Annotated in this window: 18 protein-coding genes; 4 read left to right on the top strand and 14 right to left on the bottom strand. The window is 50.5% G+C overall.

Features of this window, described 5'->3' with window-relative positions:
• Window positions 1-12: 12 nt before the first annotated feature.
• The 10 genes from ACP26N_RS05535 to ACP26N_RS05490 all read right to left on the bottom strand — a co-directional run bounded on the left by ACP26N_RS05535 (window position 13) and on the right by ACP26N_RS05490 (window position 11,952).
• Window positions 13-693 carry an LrgB family protein gene (locus ACP26N_RS05535; protein WP_251138678.1) on the bottom strand — a complete coding sequence of 227 codons (681 nt, stop codon included), beginning with the start codon at window positions 691-693 and terminating at the stop codon, window positions 13-15.
• Window positions 686-1,075 (bottom strand): CidA/LrgA family protein, encoded by a 390-nt coding sequence (locus ACP26N_RS05530; RefSeq protein ID WP_426354981.1) that lies wholly within the window; start codon window positions 1,073-1,075, stop codon window positions 686-688. Before ACP26N_RS05530 ends, ACP26N_RS05535 begins: the two co-directional genes overlap by 8 nt.
• A gap of 176 nt (window positions 1,076-1,251) precedes the next feature.
• Window positions 1,252-3,075: a DNA mismatch repair endonuclease MutL gene (gene mutL, locus ACP26N_RS05525; RefSeq protein ID WP_131973124.1), complete on the bottom strand. Its 1,824-nt coding sequence runs from the start codon at window positions 3,073-3,075 to the stop codon at window positions 1,252-1,254.
• Window positions 3,076-3,089: 14 nt separating this feature from the next.
• Window positions 3,090-5,621: a DNA mismatch repair protein MutS gene (gene mutS / locus ACP26N_RS05520; protein ID WP_131503014.1), complete on the bottom strand. Its 2,532-nt coding sequence runs from the start codon at window positions 5,619-5,621 to the stop codon at window positions 3,090-3,092.
• 66 nt (window positions 5,622-5,687) lie between these two features.
• The gene (locus ACP26N_RS05515; RefSeq protein ID WP_188005300.1) at window positions 5,688-6,125 is read right to left on the bottom strand and encodes a RicAFT regulatory complex protein RicA family protein; all 438 of its coding nucleotides are present in this window, start codon (window positions 6,123-6,125) and stop codon (window positions 5,688-5,690) included.
• Window positions 6,126-6,240: 115 nt separating this feature from the next.
• Entirely contained in the window at window positions 6,241-7,062 is an 822-nt protein-coding gene (locus ACP26N_RS05510; RefSeq protein ID WP_131503015.1) for a DNA-3-methyladenine glycosylase family protein, read from the bottom strand.
• Window positions 7,063-7,074: 12 nt separating this feature from the next.
• Window positions 7,075-8,343, bottom strand: coding sequence for a DUF445 domain-containing protein (locus tag ACP26N_RS05505; RefSeq protein WP_426354979.1), 1,269 nt, complete (start codon window positions 8,341-8,343; stop codon window positions 7,075-7,077).
• 115 nt (window positions 8,344-8,458) lie between these two features.
• Window positions 8,459-8,746, bottom strand: a complete 288-nt coding sequence (locus ACP26N_RS05500; protein WP_131503017.1) for a hypothetical protein — start codon at window positions 8,744-8,746, stop codon at window positions 8,459-8,461.
• Window positions 8,747-8,875: 129 nt separating this feature from the next.
• Window positions 8,876-10,333 carry a phytoene desaturase family protein gene (locus ACP26N_RS05495; protein ID WP_426354978.1) on the bottom strand — a complete coding sequence of 486 codons (1,458 nt, stop codon included), beginning with the start codon at window positions 10,331-10,333 and terminating at the stop codon, window positions 8,876-8,878.
• On the bottom strand, window positions 10,330-11,952 hold the full coding sequence (locus tag ACP26N_RS05490; protein WP_214853886.1) for a DUF3153 domain-containing protein: 1,623 nt from the start codon (window positions 11,950-11,952) through the stop codon (window positions 10,330-10,332). Before ACP26N_RS05490 ends, ACP26N_RS05495 begins: the two co-directional genes overlap by 4 nt.
• Before the next feature lie 543 nt (window positions 11,953-12,495).
• Here ACP26N_RS05490 and ACP26N_RS05485 point away from each other — a divergent pair.
• The 4 genes from ACP26N_RS05485 to ACP26N_RS05470 are packed head-to-tail and all read left to right on the top strand — an operon-like array spanning window position 12,496 to window position 16,321.
• A complete protein-coding gene (locus ACP26N_RS05485; RefSeq protein WP_131973129.1) occupies window positions 12,496-13,488 on the top strand; it encodes a siderophore ABC transporter substrate-binding protein in 993 nt (330 codons plus the stop codon).
• Window positions 13,489-14,508 carry an ABC transporter permease gene (locus ACP26N_RS05480; RefSeq protein WP_188005297.1) on the top strand — a complete coding sequence of 340 codons (1,020 nt, stop codon included), beginning with the start codon at window positions 13,489-13,491 and terminating at the stop codon, window positions 14,506-14,508.
• An 8-nt stretch (window positions 14,509-14,516) separates the two neighbouring features.
• A complete protein-coding gene (locus ACP26N_RS05475; protein ID WP_426355393.1) occupies window positions 14,517-15,572 on the top strand; it encodes an iron chelate uptake ABC transporter family permease subunit in 1,056 nt (351 codons plus the stop codon).
• On the top strand, window positions 15,569-16,321 hold the full coding sequence (locus tag ACP26N_RS05470) for an ABC transporter ATP-binding protein (RefSeq protein ID WP_131973132.1): 753 nt from the start codon (window positions 15,569-15,571) through the stop codon (window positions 16,319-16,321). The genes ACP26N_RS05475 and ACP26N_RS05470 overlap by 4 nt, the downstream gene beginning before the upstream one ends.
• 80 nt (window positions 16,322-16,401) lie before the next feature.
• Here the strand turns inward: ACP26N_RS05470 and ACP26N_RS05465 are convergent, their stop codons facing one another.
• The 4 genes from ACP26N_RS05465 to ACP26N_RS05450 form a co-directional block, all read right to left on the bottom strand.
• Entirely contained in the window at window positions 16,402-17,577 is a 1,176-nt protein-coding gene (locus ACP26N_RS05465; RefSeq protein WP_114596234.1) for a glycine C-acetyltransferase, read from the bottom strand.
• Window positions 17,577-18,668 carry an L-threonine 3-dehydrogenase gene (tdh, locus tag ACP26N_RS05460; protein WP_426354976.1) on the bottom strand — a complete coding sequence of 364 codons (1,092 nt, stop codon included), beginning with the start codon at window positions 18,666-18,668 and terminating at the stop codon, window positions 17,577-17,579. Before tdh ends, ACP26N_RS05465 begins: the two co-directional genes overlap by 1 nt.
• 95 nt (window positions 18,669-18,763) lie before the next feature.
• Window positions 18,764-19,630 (bottom strand): 2-oxoacid:ferredoxin oxidoreductase subunit beta, encoded by an 867-nt coding sequence (locus ACP26N_RS05455; RefSeq protein WP_026828795.1) that lies wholly within the window; start codon window positions 19,628-19,630, stop codon window positions 18,764-18,766.
• Complete coding sequence (locus tag ACP26N_RS05450; protein ID WP_426355391.1) at window positions 19,617-21,368, bottom strand: 2-oxoacid:acceptor oxidoreductase subunit alpha; 1,752 nt, start codon at window positions 21,366-21,368, stop codon at window positions 19,617-19,619. Before ACP26N_RS05450 ends, ACP26N_RS05455 begins: the two co-directional genes overlap by 14 nt.
• Window positions 21,369-21,457: the final 89 nt, after the last annotated feature.

Raw genomic sequence — 21,457 nt, 5'->3', positions numbered from 1 at the left:
CAGGAGTTTCCTTTAATATACAATTTGAATGATCCACGGTGCAAGGACGCTGGCGAGAATTGCCGTCAAAATCATCGTCAGTAAACCAACCGCCCCTTCCCGCTGATCGAGACTCATTGATTTCGTCGCTCCCATGACATGGGCAATCGATGCCAGTCCGACACCGCGTCCGACAAAATGACGGATCCGGAGCCCTGTCATCAGGCGCGGACCGACAATCGAACCGACAAGCCCTGTCACAAGAACAAAGGTCGCGGTTAAAGCAAGCGTGCCGCCGGATCGTTCCGAAATCGCCAAAGCAACAGGCAATGTCACCGACTTTGGTAACAAAGCAAGATTGGTCGTCCGGCCAAGATGCAATAACAGACCAAGCAGTAAGTCGGATGTCAGGGCAATGATGGTTCCAATCCCGACACCAAGTGCGATTTCCGGTAAAAACTTCCGGACATGATGCCGGACCTGATACAACGGAATCGCAAATGCTGTAATGGCCGGTCCGAGCATCCGTGATAAATACTGTCCGCCTGACATGTATACAGCATGCGTCGTACCGCTGAGCGATAAGATGACAATCACGGCCGCCGTCACGGTCAAAATCGGCAGCGTCCAGACAAACGGAAACGCCCGGTACAACCAAAACGCGCCGCCAAACAGCAAAGTCGTCAACACCAGCCAAAATAGTCCTTCACTCATGGGCATCGATCCCCTCTTTGCGTCGGGCCAATCGATCGACGAGAAAAGCGGATCCGGTTAATGTCAACAGACTGCTGATGATCAGGATGATCAGGACCTGAAGGCCGGATTGACGCATGAAAACCGTGTAATCCATGATACCGGATAAGGCCGGTACAAAAAATAGCGGCATGACGAGCAACAGGACCCGTCCCCCGTGCTCGACGTAGCTGATTTTGAGCAGCCGGCTTTTTAATGCCAGATACAATAAAATCAAGCCGATGATATTTCCGGGTAACGGCAACTGCAGTCCTGTACTCACAACATCCCCGATCATGGCGAAACAGGAAATGAGGACAATCTGCAGTAGGATTGTCACACTCAATAATAATTTTGAACGCATAATGATTTCCCCTTGTTTAACGTATTCGGGTCCTATTATCCGCCTCAGTTTGTGAACAATCAATGAAATTACCCGGATTTATATAAGTAACCGTTCTCACAGCAGTTCCCTTCTTTTTCTGTCCTAGCACAAAAAAAGAAGAGCCTCCTGTCGTAAGACAGATGCCTCTTCTTTCGTCACATAATCCGTTTAAACAGTTTTTCGAGTTCATACGTCGTCCATTCGATGATGACCGGTCGGCCGTGCGGACAGGTGAACGGCATCTCGGTTTTAGCGAGGTCGACGATCAACTGCCGCATCATCTCGTAATTCAGCGGATGATTGGCTTTGATCGATTTTTTACATGCCATCATGATCGCCGCATCTTCCCGGTACGTTTCCAGGTCGACTTTTCGTTTCATCAGGGCTTCATCCATCAATTCCTGGATTGTCTCTTCCTGCCGGTGCGACGGGAACCAGGTCGGGACTTCCCGGACGATGAAGCTTTGTGGACCAAAAGCTTCGAGTTCGATCCCGACATCACGCAGTAGCGGCAAAACTTCCTCCATCCGCCGCATATCGTCACTCGCAATCTCAAAAGTATACGGCAACAACAACTGTTGCTTCTGCTCAAGCGGACGACCGAACATGACCTTATAGGTCTCATATTTAATCCGTTCCTGCGCGGCATGCTGATCAATCAGATACATCCCGTCCGCTCCCGAACAGACGATATAAGACGAATGGAGCTGTCCGATGACATCGAGATGCGGAAACTTCGGACCCGTCGCGGCCGGCTGTTCCACTTGTTCCGGGACTGGTTCATGCAGTACTTCGATTGATTGGTCCGGTTTTTGAATCCGGCTGCCTGACGGGACAGGCTCGTTCCCGGCTTCGGTCCGTTTCGGAATCGGATAATTCCAGACAGACCGGGAAGACAATTCCTCGACCGGCTCCGCCACATAGGAAAATTCTAATTTTTCCTGCGCACTCGGATCTTTTTTAGGTTTCGGCGGTGTCACTTTCGGAATCAACGTCTGCCGGCTGAGCGTTAAGCGGATTGTCTCCTGAATCAATTGACAGAGTTCCGCCTCCTTTGACAGACGGACTTCCCGTTTCGCCGGGTGGACATTGACATCAATCAACAACGGATCCATCGTCACTTCGATGACAGCAATCGGAAAACGCCCAATCGGCAACAACGTGTGATAGCCGTTTAAAACGGCTTGCGTCAGGGCAAAGTTTTTGACCGAACGTCCGTTTAAGATCAAGGTGATGTAATTTTTCGATGCCCGGGTCACTTCCGGCTTCACAAGATGACACGTCAACTGATAATCAGCCGTCGTACCGGTTGCGACAAGCGTTCCCTGAATCGTCTGATGCCCGTAGACACTGGCAAGTGCCTGCCGGACGTCACCCGAACCATTGGTCTGAATCAAGACTTTTCCTTCGTGAACCGCGTACAGTTTGACTTCCGGATGGGCAAAAGCGACCCGGTTCAAAATGTCCGTGATGGCGGCCAGTTCCGTATGTGTCGTCTTCAAATACTTCAGTCGGGCCGGTGTATTAAAGAACAGTTGCTCGACCGTCAGCTCCGTCCCCCGGTTCATGGCAATCGCCGACCGATTCGTCAGCCGTCCGCAGTCAAGTGTCAGCTGAATCCCTTCCTGCTCTTCCCGTTTCGTCTTTAAGGTGACTTTACTGACAGATGCAATCGACGCCAAGGCTTCGCCGCGGAATCCAAGCGTCTTGATGCGGAATAAATCGTGTTCATCCTTTATTTTGCTTGTCGCGTGCCGGACAAACGCCAGTTCCGCGTCTTCCGGATAAAAACCGTGTCCGTTGTCGCGGATCGTCATCCGCTTCATTCCCGCTTCTTCCAGTTCGACATCGATTTGTGTCGCACCCGCATCGAGCGCATTTTCAACCAGTTCCTTGACGACGGAGGCAGGGCGTTCGACGACCTCACCTGCCGCAATCCGGTTCGCAAGCGAATCGGATAGTTCCCGAATGATTCCCATGCCTGACGTCCTCCTTATTTTCTCGCTTCCGCCTGCAGACGGTACAGCGTGTTTAATGCTTCAAGTGGTGTCATATTGATTAAATCCAGTGTCTGTACCGTCTCCCGGACCGGATCCGTCTCAGCAAAGAGACTCAGTTGATCAACGGGTTCCGCCTGAACTGTCGTTTGTTTGGGTGGTACGACCATCCTTTCATCGGCTTGTTCAAATTCAGATAACAGTACTTCCGCCCGGGCAATCAAGGCATCCGGTAAATCGGCTAAGCGCGCGACATGGATACCGTACGATTGATCGGCTTTCCCGTCCCGGACTTCGTGTAAGAATACGACCCGTCCATCCTGTTCGACAGCCCGGACATGGACATTCGCGAGACGCGGCATCGAGTCCTCAAGGACCGTCAGTTCATGATAATGGGTCGAGAACAAGGTTTTTGCGCCGACGTGCTCTGCAATATGTTCGACAATGGCCTGTGCGAGCGCCATTCCATCGTACGTCGACGTTCCTCGGCCAATCTCGTCCAGGAGAATCAACGATTTATCGGTTGCCCGTGTCAACGCTTCTTGCGTTTCGACCATCTCGACCATGAAGGTCGATTGACCGCTGACTAAATCGTCCGCTGCCCCGATTCGCGTGAAGATTTGATCGAAAATCGGTAACTCGGCCCGGCTTGCCGGGACGAATGATCCGATTTGATGCAGTAAGGCAATCAAGGCAAACTGGCGCATATACGTCGATTTACCGGACATGTTCGGTCCTGTGATTAACAGCATTTCCCGGTCTTCATTCAGATTGATGCCGTTCGCAACATACTCCCCGCGTGGCAATACCGTCTCGATGACGGGATGTCGCCCGTTTTCGATCGTTACGTTCCGACCGGTCAACGTGATTGGTCGGACGTAATCATACCGTTCGGCGGTTTCCGCCAAAGCGACGAGAACATCGAGTTCGGCAATCCGCCGGCTGACCCGTTGCAGACTTTCGATGTGTGTCTTCACCTGATCACGGACCTGACAGAACAGTTCGTATTCCAACGTGATACTTTTTTCCTCAGCTCCGAGAATCAGTGCTTCCTTCTCTTTCAGTTCCGGCGTCACATACCGTTCCGCATTCGCAAGTGTCTGTTTCCGTTCATAACGCCCTTCCGGCAACAGTTTGGCATTGGCCCGTGATACTTCGATGTAATAACCGAAGACGCGGTTGTATCCGATTTTCAACGTCTTAATCCCCGTCGCTTGCCGTTCGCTTGCTTCAAGCGTCGCCAGCCACGTCTTCCCGTCTTTTGACGCCACCAGTAATTCGTCTAGCGCCGGATCAAATCCTGTCCGGATCATTCCGCCATCTTTCGTCGAAATCGGTGGAGCCTCGACAAAAGCACGGTCGAGCAGATCGGTTAATTCATCGTGCGGATCAAGTCCAAGTGCAAGCTGTCCGAGCCGGTCACTGAGTAATTCTTCAAGTGCCGCTTGAATCCGCGGAATCAGACGCAGCGTTGACTTCAACTGGACAAGATCGCGGGCGGAAGCGGTCCCGTACCCGACTTTTGCGACCAATCGTTCCAAGTCATAAACTTCCCGCAATGTATCCTTCAACTGTTGTCGCTCGAAATAATGTGCCAGCAGTTCTTCGACGGCGTCCAGCCGCTCGGCAATCGTGTGTTGTGACAGCAACGGTTTTTCGAGCCAACGCTTCAGCATCCGGCCGCCCATTGCCGTACCCGTGACGTCAAGCAGTCCCAGTAACGATCCCTTTTTATCGCCGGTCCGGGCAGACCGGACCAGCTCCAGATTTTTGACCGTATTCGGTTCGAGCTGCATGAAGTCGGCCGCTTCGTAAACGATGGCCGGTTGCAAGTGGGCAAGCGACCGTTTTTGCGTATCATGCATGTAGGCATAGAGCACAGCAAAGGCGTCTGCTTGTGCCGTATCAATCGCCCGGTCACCGTGAGGATGGTTTTCCCGGCGTGCACTCTGCGTCAATGGAATCTGTAAATGGCTGAGTGCTGCCTCATGTTCACTTGTCGTCACGATGATTTCTCGCGGCAGGATGATGCTCAGCTCCTTTGCGACCGCATCAAGCGTCGCAACGCTCGTCAAGGCACTTTCGCCGGTCGAGACGTCTCCGCGGGCAATACCGAACCGTCCGTCCTGCTCGACGACGGCGACCAGGTAGCGGTTTTCTTTTTCCGTCAACGATGACATCAAGGTTCCCGGTGTGATGACTTGGACGACTTCGCGTTTGACGAGCCCTTTCGTCAACTTCGGATCTTCGACCTGGTCACACAGCGCCACCTTGTATCCCCGTTCAATCAATTGTTCGATGTAACCGTTCGCTGCGTGATGCGGGACACCGCACATCGGAATCGGATGTTCGGCATTTTTGCCGTTTTTCGCTGTCAGCGTCAATTCGAGTTCATGTGCGACTTGTTTCGCATCTTCGAAAAATAATTCGTAAAAATCACCTAACCGATAAAACAAGAAGGCATCCGGATAGTCGGCCTTAATCGAAAAATATTGTTTCATCATCGGCGTGTTATGGACTGCTTCCATGCTGTTCACCTCATTCGCGTAAAAAGCCGACGGGAATCCGTCGGCTTTTCCAATTCAATTCATTGATTAATAGCCGCAACCGCCGCTTTTATTTTCTGCATCCATGCCGCTGCCTGTTTTCCCCGCCAAGACATCGCCGTCAGTCGCTTCGATGATTTGATCCGTGATGCCGTTTGAAATCGTCACCGTCACGTATTGAAGAAGTCCGTTTACTTCTTCCTGTGATTCCTGGAATTGTTGCACGACGGGCATTTCGTCGAGTTCAGCGAATAATTTATCCAGTTTTGCTTCGACACGTGCCAAGGCTTCCGTTTTACCGTAATGCTGGCAGTTAACGGCTTCTTTTTGCAGAAACTTGATTTGTTTCATCATCTTTTGAACTTTTTCGTTCCCGTTGATGTTTGCTTCAGCAGCTTTGAATCGTTCTACTTCTGATGTCTCAGAAATCATTTTCGCGATCTCATTGGCCTTTTCGATGATTTGTTCATCTGTGTACATAAACATTCGTCCCCTCTATCGGAAGCGGTGATCCCGCTACGCTTATCATATCTACAAACTATGACTCGTTCTTAACGCATTTATTATACCGTTCTCTTAGAGGGGTGACAAGAATAGTTCCTTATTCAATCGAGCGCCACAGCAGATAGGCGGCGTGACTACGGTATGGGGCAAATTCTTCCGCCAGTGAAACTGCCTCTTCAACACTCGGCCGGGTCCCGTGCAAGTGCTCAAACGCCCGTAAAATGCCGATGTCCGACGCCGGAAACAGGTCCTCCCGTCCGTATCCGAACATTAAAACGTTTTGTACCGTCCAGGGACCGACTCCTTTTAAGGCAATCAATGTCTCCGCGATCGTTGCGTCGGATGCTTCCGTTAACCGGTCAAAATCAATCCCGGCCCGCGCTGCTCCCAGGAGGTACTCGACTTTTCGTCCGGACAGTTGCAGTACCCGAAGCTGTTCCGGTTCAAGCTTCCGTAACCGGTCTGCCGTCGGCGGGAAAATCACCCCGTCCTGTTCCGTTCCGAATGTCCGGCAAAACCGTTCCATCAGGACTTGCGCAAAGGCCAGATTGATTTGTTGATGGATGATTGACCGGATGAGTGCAGTGAACGGACTAATATCCAGCACAAGCCGCTCCGCTCCAAACGTGGCCACGACTTCTGAAAGCGAGGTGTTTGATAAGTGCTGGCTTGGATTCGTCGTATCCAGACGAAACCGGCGGCGCAATTGCTGCACCATCGGTTTCTGTGGACCGTTTCCGGACAAGAGCAGTGTCCGCGGACCGGATGCTTCCATCTGACCGATGAAGTTTCCCTCCGGCAACAAGAGCGGAACAAACAACCGACCGTCCTGTTCGACCTGTAACCGGTCACCCCGAAGGCGTTTCCGGATACCGGCAAAGTCATAGTCGTCTTCTAACAGTAACTGTTCCTGCCACATACAATCGCTCCCTCAACCAATGAATAGTTTGATCCCACCAAGAATCAGACCAATAAAAAATCCGCAAATCGCGCCGTTAACGCGAATCCATTGCAAATCGTTCCCCACCTTGTCTTCAATCATATGAATCAACGTTTCCGTATCAAAACGGTTTAAGTTTTCCCGGACCAGGCCGCCGATTTTTTGGTGGTTTTGATCCACGAACCGTACGAGCTGATCTTTCATCCAGCGGTCACTTTCTTCTTTGAACGTCGGATGCTGATCCCACTCGTTCAGCGCTTGGTTCATCAACGGTAAAGCACGATTTTCCCAGAAAGAATCAGATGCCAAGTACGTTTTCAGCTCCTCGATTCCTGTCGTGTAGGCCCGGTTCAAGACCGGTTGCAAATCAAAACGATCAACTTCTGCTGCTTTCCATTGATCAATTTTTGCAAGCCGCTCTTCATCTTGCGTCAATTGCGCCAAATTCCGGCGTACATGATCAAGAATCGCCAGACGGTTCGGGTGATGCACCTGCTTCATATCTTCAATCACACTCAGCAGGACGGATTGAATGACAAGGCTCAACCGTTCTTCCGAGTAGACTTTTTGTACCGTCTTCGCCGTAACGCGTAAAAAGGTGTTTTTTTCCTGATCAATCATGGCGTGATACGCCAAACGGCCAATTTGATCACGGATCACGGGATCTTCGAGCAACCGTTGCCCGTACCCGAGCAATTGGTCGATGGCGAGTTCATCAAGACGCCGTTCCTCGTTTAATCCCATCAGCCGTTCTGCCAATCGTTTGGATGGATACGCTTTGACCGTGTCGGAAATCCGTTCATCGACGACCTTCAGGATCGCTTCTTTCGGCAGTTTGTGTAGAATACCGGCCAACAGTTCCGTGACCGTCGAACGAAACGCCGGTAACAGGACAATTGAACGCAACAATTTGATGAAACGGTCGGCGAGCGTCATATGCCGTAACTTTTCAACGATACTCTCTTTATTGAGCAAGTCTTTTTCGAGCATCTGGACGATCGACTCGATGACCCGCTCCCGGTTTTTCGGCAATAGGTTCGTATGGGGAATTTTCAATCCGAGCGGGTGCCGGAATAATGCCGTGATGGCAAACCAGTCTGCAATTCCGCCGACAAGCCCTGCTTCAAAACCGCTCTGCAACCAAAATACCCAATCGTTTTCTTTAAACGGCAATGAGACGATAAAGCCGACTGCCATGAAAATCAAGGACACGGTCGCCAGACGCCGGGTCGATGATTTTGGTTTTAATTGTTGTTGCAAGATGGTTCCTCCTTCTCGCTGCATGTTTTGTCATACTTCGTATACGTTTAAAAACGCATCCAAGTTTCGACATGAAAGAGTCCCAGCCTCAACCGGACTGGGACTCATTATGTAGTTAAAACGTAAATTCACCGAAATTTTCGCCGTCCCATGTTGCTGTCGCTGTCGACACAAAGTAGACGAGTCCGTTTCCAAATGTATTTTCCATCAATGAAACGATTTGATGACCGGCTGTCTGTTCGACGAACGCCAATCGGACTTCTTCTTTTCCTTGATAAATTCGTTCATATACGCTTAATCCCCGGGCATTGATGAAGGTGCGGGCGTTTGTAAAAATCAACGGACCGACTTCCGGGCGACGTTCTTGAATGAAATCTTGACACTTGTCTTCAAACTGATTCAATCTCGTTCACTCCTTCTCTCTCTTTTTTCGCTCATGAATAACTACTTCCCGTCTCGCCTCAATCATAATCCTGTTCTCAAAAAAAAGCGACCATCCGGCCGCTTCTTTCATTATTTCCCAAACTCTTTTCTAAATCTTCACACCGAACTCCCGGGCCACATGAATGGCGGAAGTCGTCGCTCCGATTGTTCCGGCACCCGGAAATACAGTATCGCCGATGATATAAAGTCCCGGGACACCCGTCCGAAACGAGGCAGCGCGAAACAAACTTGTCGACGGCAATTGCGGATATCCGCCGACACCGCCATCCGGACGTGATGTATAGCGAACCCAGGCACCCGGTCCACCGGGATGGCGTTCAATGACTTGATCTTGAAAACCGGGGAATTCTTGTTCTAAAATCGTTTCGAACTTTTCCTGCATGGCTTCGACTTGCCGGTCATATTGCGCGCGGTCGTCGCGTGCGAACTGACCGATCGGAATATGGCAGGACATCGTCAACGTCCGACACCCGATTGGTGCCCGCTCGATGTCTCCCGTCCGGGATATGGAGATGAACGCATGACCCGACGGTAGAAGCGGATCGTGAATTTGCCGAAAGGCGTGATCCTCTTGAATGATTGTCTCAGGAATCGCTGCGTAATACGTAAATGTTGCCCACTGCGTTAAGTCAGCTTGTCGCTTGTACGTCCGGCCCAATGCAAGTCGCAATGACGGTTCGACCAGTTTCTGCATCGCTTCGATCGGCACGGCACCGATGACGGCATCGGCCAGTAAAAGTCGTCCCCGCCGATCTTCGATTAAAAAGCCATCCGCCGTTTGACGGACAGAGGTGATTTTACGACCGAGCAATACTGTTGCTCCGTCCGCTTCAGCAGCAGCTTTCAGACGTTCTGCGACTTGATACAGTCCACCCGGAACGTAATACGCGCCGTCATGATAAATCGACAATGCAACGGCTCCAAGCAACGCCGAAGCTTCTTTTCCCGTCTGCATGCTATCGAGTAAAATCCCGTCGATCAGTTGTGCAAAAACCGTCCCGTCCAACTGATGTTTCCGGAGAATGTCACCAACCGTCCGCGCCAGATAGGGAAGTAGCGGCAGACTTGCTTTTGTTTCCCGGACAATCATCCGCGCATCACGCAACGTTTTGAGCGGTAACGCCGGTAAGGCCTGCATTAACGGTCGGACGTGTTGCTGGATCCGGTCCAGTTCATCAAAAAAGTGTTGAATCGCATCTGCCTGCTCAGGAAACTGGTCCTTTAAATGCGCAATGAAACGGTCCCGTTCCCGATAATAGAAGATATCATGCCCGTCCAACTTGATTGTCATGACGGTTTCGAGCAATTCGACAGGCTGGTCGATTTGCAGGTGCTGCAGCACCCGGTCATGAATACCGCCGGACTCAAAACCCATTCCGAGTGTCGCACCGACCGGATAGGTAAAGTCTTTGCGGGTAAACTTACCCGCTGACCCGCCCCATTCACGGCTTCCTTCGCACAAAGTCACATCATGCCCGTTTCGAGCGAGTAACGCCGCAGCGGTGACTCCCGCTATTCCGCCTCCGATGATGACAATCCGTTTCATGACGGTTCCTCCTCTGTCTCTGTGACCAGATTTTCTTTAAACAAAAAATTGCGGACTTCTTTGAAAACCGGTTCCCGGCGATGGATCGTAAAATGATCATACTTATAGGATTTCGTTTGAATGTTATCCGTATACGCATCAAGCGCAAACGAGCTTTTGAGCGGAATCAAATTGAAGTCTCCACCTTTCGCTCCAAAAGAATAGACCAGCACATCCCGGGGCCATGTCTCCAAACGATCCTTCAGATTTTTCATCGCCGCCGAGTTTTCAGCCAAATCCTGAATCGCCGGACTGTTTGTATTCGTACCGAACGGAGCAAGCGTCAGCCCGAGCGTCGCATAATCCGAGCCGCTGATTGGTGCATCGAGCGTCACGACTTTTCGGACATGGTACGGGATATCTTCTTTCAGTATATAGGCGACGACATCGACTCCGCCCATACTGTGACCGACGAGTTGGATGTCCGTAAACGTCGCCTGTTGCTTTTGGTCATATTGTTCAATTGCTGTACTGAGCCATTTTTGTTGATTAGCAAGACTTGCTTCATCGTCTTCAAAGACAATCCGGACAAGCGGATAACCGGTCGTAGACGGTTTGACGTCACAAACTACTTTCCCATTTCGTGACACATCACATCGTCCGCCGTCATCTGCCAGCTTCTTTTTCGTGAAGTTCTCCATCATCGGCAGGAAGGTCCGCTCTGTCCCGAACAGACCGTGAACCATGAATGTCGGCGTGATTTCGCCGACCTGTTGCGCGACAATCTGTTTTGTCGGCGGTGGTGCACTCGACGTCTCGTCGGCAAAGAACCACCAGGCACTGCCACCGACAAGCAGACAGACGAGTACCGAGATACCTATGGTCTGCAGTTGTTTGCGGCGTAATTTCCGGACGTGATGAACAATCCAAAAGATAAGCAGACAAACCCCGATCAACAAAACGATTCCCGTGACGATCCAGCCGGTCGGATTCGGAACATAGGCGATCAGCTGTAACTCGTTAGCCTTTGTCCCGTACAGTTTCCACGAGACATTATTATGATTCGACCAGTCGATTTTTTCCCCATTTTGCAGACCAATCACTTTCGGTCCATGAAGATTGATTTCAATATCTGCCTGCCGGAGATAACGATCGGCTAATTTTTTAACCTGTCCGGTCGGCTGATAGCCTTTGATGTTCAACCGGTCGATACTTAAATCAATGTTCGTATCCAGTCGATACGTATTAAACCAAAATCCTTTTTCCTGTTTGACTTCATACGTTGTATCCGGCGGGATGAGGATACCGCCGATCCCTGTTTTCCATTCATCTTTAATCGTTGCCAAATCTTCGAATTTGGCAAATTTCTTTTCCATCCGGATGCCTTCGTAATCATCCTGCGTCTTGAACGTCTTTGCCGCGTACCCGTTCTTCTCAGCCTGTTTGACATACGTATTCCAGTCCGGGTTCAGATTAAGTAATCGCGCTACAGGATGCTCTTTTGCCGCGTATGTCGTTTTCAAGGTGACACTTTTGTCGGTATGGACCGTCGCATCGTATTGGATCCGGATACATCCGCCAAGTACCATTGCCATCAACGCGAACGACAGGACAATAAGTTTTTTTCGTTTGCTGATCAAATCGTCACACGCCCTTTCTCTCTGCTATCAGCTCGTTTTTCTTTTCCCTAACTCGGAAGTCCTCATGCTTCAAAATGAGAATGTCCAAAAAAATGTAACAGACTTTAAGCCGTCACGCTCTAGTTGTTTAGACATGAAGAAGTCACTTCAGTCTTTGTCCTTCTACTTTTCCAGAAAAATATCCGACGCTTGTATCTGTTGTGAACAAATACATTCATTCAACTTCTAATCATTTAAATTCTGTTGTTTTTATGATTATATCAGCTGATTTGACCGTTATCAGCAAGTGATTGCTGCTTTATTAACATATGAATTTTGTAAAATACTTCGAGATTTTTATTTCCGTATAGTTTATAGAAATAAAAAATCGGAAAGTTAAGCAAACAAAAATTGTCATTGCATCTCCAATTTTTGTTTGTTATCATTCAACTTGAAGATGACAATGATAATCATTATCAGTTAATTCGTGAAAGAAAAACACATACATATTCACAAAAGAATTGATTTGATGCATTGTCTAAAACCAAAAGGAGATGAATTAAAATGGGGACACTCAAAACATCGATGGTGATGAGCTCACTCGCCGTCTTACTTGCCGCTTGCGGCACAGCGAACGAAACGACTACAGACAGTAAACAATCTGCTACAAAAACGGTCGAAATCACGGATGCACACGGTACGGTCAAGGTACCCGTACAACCAAAGAAAGTCGTTGCACTCGATAACCGGACATTCGAGACACTCGCTGCCTGGGACGTCGAGCTCGCTGCCGCTCCGGTCGGACTGTTGCCGGCTGAATCGCCGTACGCCAAAGACAAGGAAATCGTCGACGTCGGCATGCACTTCGAACCAAACCTCGAAGCCATCGCCGGTGTCAATCCGGATGTCGTCATCGTCGGTCAACGTTTTGCGGATTACTACGACGAGATCAAAAAGTTAGTCCCGGAAGCTGCCGTCATCGATTTGGACATCGAATTGCCTGAAACATCCGGAACACCGGGTGAACTGTTAGTCAAAGGTCTTGAAGATACGACACACACTCTCGGTCAAATCTTTGCCAAGAAAAAAGAAGCCGACCAACTCGTCTCGACCTTCGAACAGTCGATTCAGGATGTGAAAAAATCCTATAACGGAAAAGACAGCGTCATGTCGGTCATCGTCTCGGGTGGAGACATCGGTTTCTCCGCTCCGATGAGCGGTCGTGTCTTTGGACCGATGTATGACATCTTCGGCTGGAAACCGGCACTTGAAGTCAAGCAGAAATCAGGTAACGATCAAGGAGACGAAGTGTCGGTCGAAGCCATCGCGCAAAGCAATCCGGACCGTTTGCTTGTTTTAGACCGTGACGCTCCGCTCGGAAACGCCAAAGATGCTGTTCCGGCGGAAGATGTCATCGATCGTGCTCCGGCGCTTCAAAAGACGACAGCCGTCAAAGAAGACCGGATTGTGTATACACCAAAGGACATGTACTTAAACGAATCAATTCAGACCTATTCAGAATTTTTTCAAAGTGTGTCGAAAGCATTTGTGAAGTAAATGGACCAGATCAAGCCGCAACAAGTGAATGGAAGTGTTGAGCCGATTGCTCGACCTTCCTTTTCTGTCGTTTGGACGCCACCGTTTATCATCGCCCTGCTGATCATCGGTCTCCTTGCCGTTACTTCCCTGTTTACCGGAGTCTATGATCTCGGGAACACGGCAAATGACTTTTCTATGTTTTGGATTACACGTGTCCCGAGGACGATTGCCCTGATGCTGACAGGTGCAGCCATGGCGATGGCGGGACTCGTCATGCAACTGATTACACAGAACCGGCTCGTCGAACCGACGACGACCGGCACGATTGAATGGGCGGGACTTGGACTATTGACCGTCTATCTGCTTGTTCCGGCACCGACATTGATGATGCGGATGACCGGTGCGATCGTGTTCGCTTTCGCCGGCACGATGGTGTTCTTTTGGTTCCTGCGTTCAGTCCAGCTCCGTTCTTCATTGATCGTACCGATCATCGGACTCATGCTCGGTGCTGTCATCTCAGCCATTTCCACCTTCTTAGGTTTATATTTCCGGGCGAGCCAGGCGCTGGAGGGATGGTTTGTCGGATCGTTTTCATCCGTCCAGATCGGGCGCTATGAATACTTATGGATTATTGTCGGGGTCACGATGTGTATTTTCTTTCTCGCCAATCGTTTGACAGTAGTCGGTCTCGGCGAGGATATCGCGACGAGTCTCGGCATTCATTACAACCGTCTGATGATCATTGCAACGGGTCTGATCGCCTTGTCCGTCGGCATCGTCGCGACGGTTATCGGAAACTTACCGTTTCTCGGTCTGATCGTGCCGAATCTCGTCTCGATGATGCGCGGGGATGACTTGCGCAGTAACTTGCCGTGGGTCTGTATCATCGGGATGGGGACGGTTCTCGTCAGTGATTTAATTTCGCGGACGTTGATTCAACCCTTTGAATTGCCGGTTTCACTGATTCTCGGAACGGTTGGTGCAGCCGTCTTCATTCTCATCCTGTTGCGGCAACGAAAAAGAGGAGGTATTCGATGAGTACAGTCATGCACAGAAAACCGAAACCTTCCCCAGCTGAACGAACGACCGCTCATAAGAGCAGCCGGAATGCTTCGGCCTTCCCTTCTAAGCGACTTGCGCGCCGCTACTGGATTTTGTTGTCCCTGTTTTTGTCCGGTGGACTGCTCTGTTCGCTTGGTCTCCTGCTCTACAACAATCCGGTTCCCGTTCAATCACCGTCCTTTTGGCCGGTCGTCGAACGCCGGATCACAGCCATCGTGACAATGGCGATTGCCGCACTCTGCCAAAGCCTTGCCACCGTCGCCTTTCATTCGGTCACGAATAACCGGATTATCACACCGTCCCTGCTTGGATTCGATGCACTGTACTCGACGATTCAAACGTCGATGATCTTTTTCTTTGGTGCAGGGGCTCTGATCGGTTTTTCAGGGACGGGAGCATTTTTGACCCAAGTCGGTCTCATGCTCGTGATGAGTCTGCTCCTCTATGGATGGCTATTATCCGGAAAATATGCCGATTTACAGCTCATGTTGCTAATCGGCATCATCCTCGGCACCGGACTGAATTCTCTCGCAAGCTTCATGAGACGGATGCTCGATCCGTCCGAATTCGATATTCTGCAGGCGCGACTGTTCGGTTCAGTCACAAATGCCGATGCTGCCTATTTTCCAATCGTGATTCCGGTCGTTCTGATCGTCAGTATCTTGTTGTTTCTGTCGGCGAACCGTCTGAATGTCATCGCCCTTGGAAAAGACGTCGCGACCTCGTTCGGCGTCAATCACCGCCGAAGTGTCATCTATGTCCTCATCCTCATTTCCTTACTCATGTCGATGTCGACGGCACTGATTGGACCACTGACGTTTTTCGGTTTTCTCGTTGCCACACTCAGTTATCAGGTCGCTTCTACATACGACCATAAATACGTCTTACCGATGGCATTTTCGATCGGCTTTCTCGTTCTGACGAGTGCCTATTTCTTCATGTATCATATATTCAATGCACCGAGCGTCGTCTCCGTCATCATTGAACTCTTTGGCGGTCTGATTTTCTTAACGGTGTTATTACGAAAGGGGTCCCTATGATTAAATTAACGCAAGTCAAAAAAACGTATTCGGATCATGTCCAAATCGGTCCGCTTGAACTTGAAATCCCGCAAGCCGGGCTGACCGCACTGATCGGACCGAACGGCGCCGGTAAATCGACGACACTGATGATGATCGGTCGTCTGCTGCATCTCGACGAAGGACAGATCCAGGTCGCAGGACTCGATGTCTCAAGTACGAAGTCCAAGGATCTGGCAAAAATCCTGACGATTCTTCGTCAGGAAAATCATTTTGTAACCCGGTTGACGGTTCGCCAACTGGTCGGGTTCGGCCGTTTCCCCTACTCCCAGGGGCGCATGACGCCGGACGACGAAGCCATCACATCAAAATACATCGACTTTCTTGACCTGACACCACTCGAGAACCGTTATCTCGACGAACTGTCAGGCGGACAACGTCAACGGGCTTATGTCGCAATGGTCTTATGTCAGGAGACGGATTACGTGTTGCTGGATGAACCGCTCAACAATCTCGATATCGCCCGGTCCGTCCAAATGATGGGGTATCTTCGTCATGTCGCGGATGAGCTCGGACGAACAATCATTACCGTCTTACACGACATCAATTTTGCAGCGAAATATGCCGACCATATTTGTGCCATGAAACATGGACAGATTGCTGCGTTCGGTACGGTACAGGAAATCATGGTCGCGGACACGCTATCCGATATTTTTGAGACCGATCTCGAAATCATGGATGGACCATACGGACCGATTGCCGTTTACTGAGATAATCCAGCAGGAAACATATCAAAAAGAAGGACGGCGCATCGAGTGATGGCCGTCCTTCTTTTTAGTTTCAGACTTTCTTATTTAATCAATTCTAACTCTTGTCCGACTTGCTTAAATGCTTCGAGTGCCTGCTCTAAATCTTCGCGTGTGTGTTCCGCTGTGACGATCGTCCGGACACGCGCTTTGCCTTTCGCGACCGTCGGGAAAGCAATCCCTTGTGCAAAGACACCGTGTTGACGCAGACGGTCTGACAGCTGATGACATAATGCTTCATCACCGACGATGACCGGTGTGATCGGCGTCGTTGACGTGCCGATATTAAAGCCGAGTTCACGCAAACCATGTTTGAAGAATTCCGTGTTTTCCCAGAGACGGTCAAACAGTTCCGTTTCTTCTTCCATGACGCGGAGCGCTTCCCGGTTCGCTTCGACGACTGCCGGTGGATGCGACGTCGAGAACAGGAACGGACGGCCTTTATGGATCAGATAGTCTTTGACGTGTTGTTCACACGCAACATATCCCCCGAGAACACCAATCGCTTTTGAGAGTGTCCCGACCTGTAAGGCGACTCGTCCGTCGAGACCGAAGTGATTAACGGTTCCACGGCCACTTTTTCCGAGAACACCGGATGCATGGGCATCATCGACCATGACGAGGGCATCGTATTTTTCAGCCAGTTCGACGATTTCCGGGAGTGGCGCAATGTTACCGTCCATCGAGAAGACGCCGTCCGTTACGACGAGACGTGTCCGCGCATCTTGTGTTTCCTGCAGCGCCGCTTCCAGGTCCGCAAGATCAACATGATTATAAATACGGCGTTTCGCTTTTGTCAGACGAATTCCGTCGATGATTGACGCATGGTTCAAGGCATCAGAAATGACGACGTCTTCCGGTCCGAGCAAGGCTGACAACACACCGAGGTTTGTTGCGAATCCGGATTGGAAGACAAGTGCCGCTTCCGTATGTTTAAAGGTCGCCAGTTCCCGTTCGAACGCCTGGTGCATTTCGAGTGTTCCGGCAATCGTCCGGACCGATCCTGTTCCGGCACCGAATTCAAGTGCTGCGTCCGCTGCCCGCTTCGCGAGACGCGGGTGCGCTGCGAGTCCGAGATAGTTGTTCGACGACAGTTGAATCAATTCTTTCCCGTCGACCGTCACCCGGTTGTGCTGGGCACTCTCAAGTGCGACGAGTTCGCGGAACGTTCCCGCTTGTTTCATCTCTTCTAATTCTGTCCGTAAATGCTCAAAACCCATTAATTTGTCCCCCTTGGTTGTAGTACGACCTTTCCACATTTCCCTTGTCGCATCAATTCGAATCCTTCTTCAAACCGTTCGAGTGGTAACGTATGCGTAATCAACGGTTTCACATCGACTTTTCCGCTCGACAGGAAAGCGGACACCTGACTCCATGTCTCATACATCTTCCGCCCGGTAATCCCCTGAACGCGGACTCCTTTGAAGACGACATGGTTCGTCAAATCGATTTCAACCGGTTTGACCGGCAGACTCAAGATGTTAACGTCTCCTCCTGCTGTCACCATCTCGAATGTTTGACCGATCGCGACCGGATGACCGCTCATTTCGCAGACGACATCAATGCCGTCTCCGTCCGTCATCAAACGGACCCGTTCTAGGACATCTTCATGACGCGAATCGATGACGACATCTGCACCCATCGTCTTCGCAAGTTCCAAGCGGTACGGATTGACATCGATTGCGATGACTTCCGCAGCGCCTGCCGCTTTCGCGACGGATACGGCCATCAGACCGATTGGACCACAGCCGACGACTGCCACCGTTTTCGCACTGACATCACTTGCAAGAACCGTATGGACGGCATTGCCCATCGGCTCTTGAATCGATGCGATGCTGGCCGGCATGTCGTCCGGATTGACCCAGAGATTTTCTTCCGGCATGACGACGTACTCCGCGAAACAGCCTTGCGTGTCGACCCCGATGATTTTTGTGTTTTTACAAATATGATATTGACCACGTAAACATTGTTTACATTGATGACAGACGATATGTGTTTCCGCCGAGACGTGGTCCCCGAGCTTCAGACGTTTTGTCCCTTCCCCGAGTTCCACGACTTCGCCTGAAAACTCATGTCCGAAGACGTACGGTGGATTGACACGGGACGCTGCCCAGGCATCCCATTCGTAAATATGGACATCCGTCCCGCAAATTGAAGTCGCCTCGACGCGGATCAAGACTTCACCGCGTTTTGGTGACGGAACCGCCACTTCTTTTAAAACGGCGCCAAATCCCCGTTCTTCTTTGACGAGTGCCCGCATCGTTTTTACTTTCGTCGTGTCTTCTACAGCTGTCACTAGTTTTGTCATCATTCCCCGACTCCTTCGTGGTCCTTGCCTCTTTCTCTAATCGGTCAAGACCAAGTATTGAGCATCCCCAACTAACCAAACAATCATTCACTTCTAGTTTACATGAATTCAGCCGCAAGTTTACCAAATGTTTCTTCATTCATGTCGAGATTTGCAAAAGTCAGCCCCTGATCGGCATACCCGTCGATTTGGGACTGATAATCCGGACGCGAATCGTCCTGATAAATCAAGCCCATGACGAGACCGTTATGTTCGTGGACGACCCTTTTCGCAAGATCAAGATTCGTCGCATCATAGTCATCGAGATCATCCAGTTTCGTCAGATTCTGTTTGAACCAGTCGTACGTGTTGACTTTATTGAACGTCACACACGGACTGAACACGTTGATAAAGGCAAATCCTTTATGTTGCGTCGCCTGTTCAATCAGACTCGTCAATCCTTTCAAGTCATTCGAAAAGCTTTGGGCAACGAATGTTGCGCCTGCCGTCAATGCCAGTTCGACCGGTGAGACACTTTTTTCGATGGATCCTTTCGGTGTCGACTTCGTCTTAAAACCGAGCGCCGACGTCGGGGATGTCTGTCCTTTTGTCAAACCATAGATTTGATTGTCCATGACGATGTACGTCATATCGACATTTCGTTTGAATGCATGAATCGTATGTCCCATCCCGATGGCGAATCCGTCCCCGTCACCGCCGGACGCGATGACCGTCAACTCACGGTTCGCCATCTTGACGCCCTGGGCAATCGGTAACGACCGGCCGTGGACACCATGAAATCCGTACGTATTGATATAACCGGAAATCCGTCCCGAACAGCCGATACCGGAAATCAAAGCCAGTTCCTCCGGCTCCAGTCCGACGTTTGCGACCGCCCGTTGAATGGCCGCCTGAATCGAAAAGTCACCGCAGCCGGGACACCAGTTCGGTTTGACATCGTTTCTGAAATCTTTAAAGGTTGCCATGGAAAACCCCTCCTGCAACGACTTGTTCCACCACTTCCGCCGGATAGAACGGATCGCCGTTGAATTTTAAAATATGTTCAATTTTTTCTGCAAAACCGCAGTTCATCTGAATCAGTTTCGCCAGTTGTCCCGTCGCATTGTATTCGACGACGACGACCTGTTTGGCCCGCTCGAGGTGCGGACGGACGAGTTCACTCGGAAACGGATGCATCTGCCGGATATGGAGATGATCGACATGAATGCCCTGTTCTTCAAGACGCGGTATCACTTCTTCAATCGTTCCGCGCGTCGAGTTAAAACCGACAAACAGAATATCCGGTGTGGCATGCTGTTCTGTGACAAGGACGGCATCCTTCATCCGGAACCGGTTTAACTTGCGGAGACGTTTCGTCATTTGATCGACCCGATTCTTCGTCGCTTCCGACGGACGGCCTTCTTCGTTATGTTCGACTCCCGTCACATGATGAATACCGTGTTTCGTACCCGGGACGACACGCGGACTGATTCCGTCTTCCGTCACTTCATAGCGTTTGAAGTACGCTTTTCCTTCAAGTTCCGGCAGTTCATCAAGCATCAATTTCCCGCGGCGGATTTCAACGCGGTTGACATCAAGCGGTTCGACAGACTGTTTCCCGAGCGATAACATCAAATCCGTCAAGAGAATGACCGGACATTGGTATTCTTCCGCGATGTTGAATGCTTCCGCTGCATCATAAAAAGCTTCCTCGACTGTCGACGGCGCCAAGACGACTTTCGGAATCTCACCGTGTGTGCTGTAAATCATCGCCATCAAGTCGGACTGTTCCTGTTTCGTCGGCAGTCCGGTCGAAGGCCCCCCCCGTTGTGTATCAATGATGACAAGCGGCGTTTCCGTCATTCCGGACAAACCGATTGCTTCTGCCATCAGCGACAGACCGGGTCCGGCTGATGCCGTCAAGGCCCGGACGCCGGCGTAGTTGGCACCAATTGCCATCGTAACTGCGGCCAGCTCATCTTCCGTCTGAACGACGGTTCCGCCGAACTGCGGTAATTTTTTAATTAAGTACTCCATGATTTCCGACGACGGAGTAATCGGATAAGCTGCCATCAGACGGGCACCCCCTGCAACTGCACCAAGCGCAATCGCATCATTGCCGATCATAAACATCCGTTGCTGTCCGTCTGCCGGATCGAGGACGAAACGTTCCGCTGTTCCAGCCATCGCTTCAAATGCCGCTGCCCCTTCGCGAATCGCCGATAAGTTTTTCTCGACCATTTCCGGTCCTTTGCGGCCAAAAATCTGTTCCACGACCGCCTGGAAACGTTCCGGTGCAATCCCGAGAATCGCACTCGATGCCCCGATGGCAACCATGTTTTTCATCAACGACGTTCCGAGTCCGGACGCAATTTCCGTAAAAGGAATCGGATACAGGACGGCACGTGTCTGATCCGGGTTGGTCGGATTGAACTTCGCATCGGCAATGATGATTGCCCCTTGACGCAACTCATGGAAATTGACATCGATCGTTTCCTGGTCAAAGGCAACCAGAATATCGAGATCGTCGGCGACGGTCCGGACTTCGTGTGTCGCGACCCGGATTTTGTTGTTCGTATGTCCACCTTTGATGCGTGAAGAAAAATGACGGTATCCGTATAAGTAATAACCAAGGCGGTTCAAGGCAATGGCAAAGATCTCACCCGTCGATTCGATCCCTTCCCCCTGCTGACCGCCTACTTTCCATGACAATTGATTGTACATCGACGTTCGCTCCTTTAATCCCCTGAAATGATTGAAGCTGTCTGCTTCACTATCCTCCCCCATGATACCGATTTCCCGATGCTTGTACA

Origin of the sequence: Exiguobacterium sp. R-39, assembly GCF_049942815.1 — a bacterium.
GTDB lineage: Bacteria > Bacillota > Bacilli > Exiguobacteriales > Exiguobacteriaceae > Exiguobacterium_A.
This window is presented reverse-complemented; position numbering and strand designations above follow the sequence as displayed.

Coding starts and splice junctions, on each gene's coding strand:
- ACP26N_RS05535 (WP_251138678.1), bottom strand. CDS start 693: ATGAGTGAAGGACTATTTTGGCTGGTGTTGACGACTTTGCTGTTTGGC.
- ACP26N_RS05530 (WP_426354981.1), bottom strand. CDS start 1,075: ATGCGTTCAAAATTATTATTGAGTGTGACAATCCTACTGCAGATTGTC.
- mutL (WP_131973124.1), bottom strand. CDS start 3,075: ATGGGAATCATTCGGGAACTATCCGATTCGCTTGCGAACCGGATTGCG.
- mutS (WP_131503014.1), bottom strand. CDS start 5,621: ATGGAAGCAGTCCATAACACGCCGATGATGAAACAATATTTTTCGATT.
- ACP26N_RS05515 (WP_188005300.1), bottom strand. CDS start 6,125: ATGTTTATGTACACAGATGAACAAATCATCGAAAAGGCCAATGAGATC.
- ACP26N_RS05510 (WP_131503015.1), bottom strand. CDS start 7,062: ATGTGGCAGGAACAGTTACTGTTAGAAGACGACTATGACTTTGCCGGT.
- ACP26N_RS05495 (WP_426354978.1), bottom strand. CDS start 10,333: ATGAAACGGATTGTCATCATCGGAGGCGGAATAGCGGGAGTCACCGCT.
- ACP26N_RS05485 (WP_131973129.1), top strand. CDS start 12,496: ATGGGGACACTCAAAACATCGATGGTGATGAGCTCACTCGCCGTCTTA.
- ACP26N_RS05480 (WP_188005297.1), top strand. CDS start 13,489: ATGGACCAGATCAAGCCGCAACAAGTGAATGGAAGTGTTGAGCCGATT.
- ACP26N_RS05475 (WP_426355393.1), top strand. CDS start 14,517: ATGCACAGAAAACCGAAACCTTCCCCAGCTGAACGAACGACCGCTCAT.
- ACP26N_RS05470 (WP_131973132.1), top strand. CDS start 15,569: ATGATTAAATTAACGCAAGTCAAAAAAACGTATTCGGATCATGTCCAA.
- ACP26N_RS05465 (WP_114596234.1), bottom strand. CDS start 17,577: ATGGGTTTTGAGCATTTACGGACAGAATTAGAAGAGATGAAACAAGCG.
- tdh (WP_426354976.1), bottom strand. CDS start 18,668: ATGATGACAAAACTAGTGACAGCTGTAGAAGACACGACGAAAGTAAAA.
- ACP26N_RS05455 (WP_026828795.1), bottom strand. CDS start 19,630: ATGGCAACCTTTAAAGATTTCAGAAACGATGTCAAACCGAACTGGTGT.
- ACP26N_RS05450 (WP_426355391.1), bottom strand. CDS start 21,368: ATGTACAATCAATTGTCATGGAAAGTAGGCGGTCAGCAGGGGGAAGGG.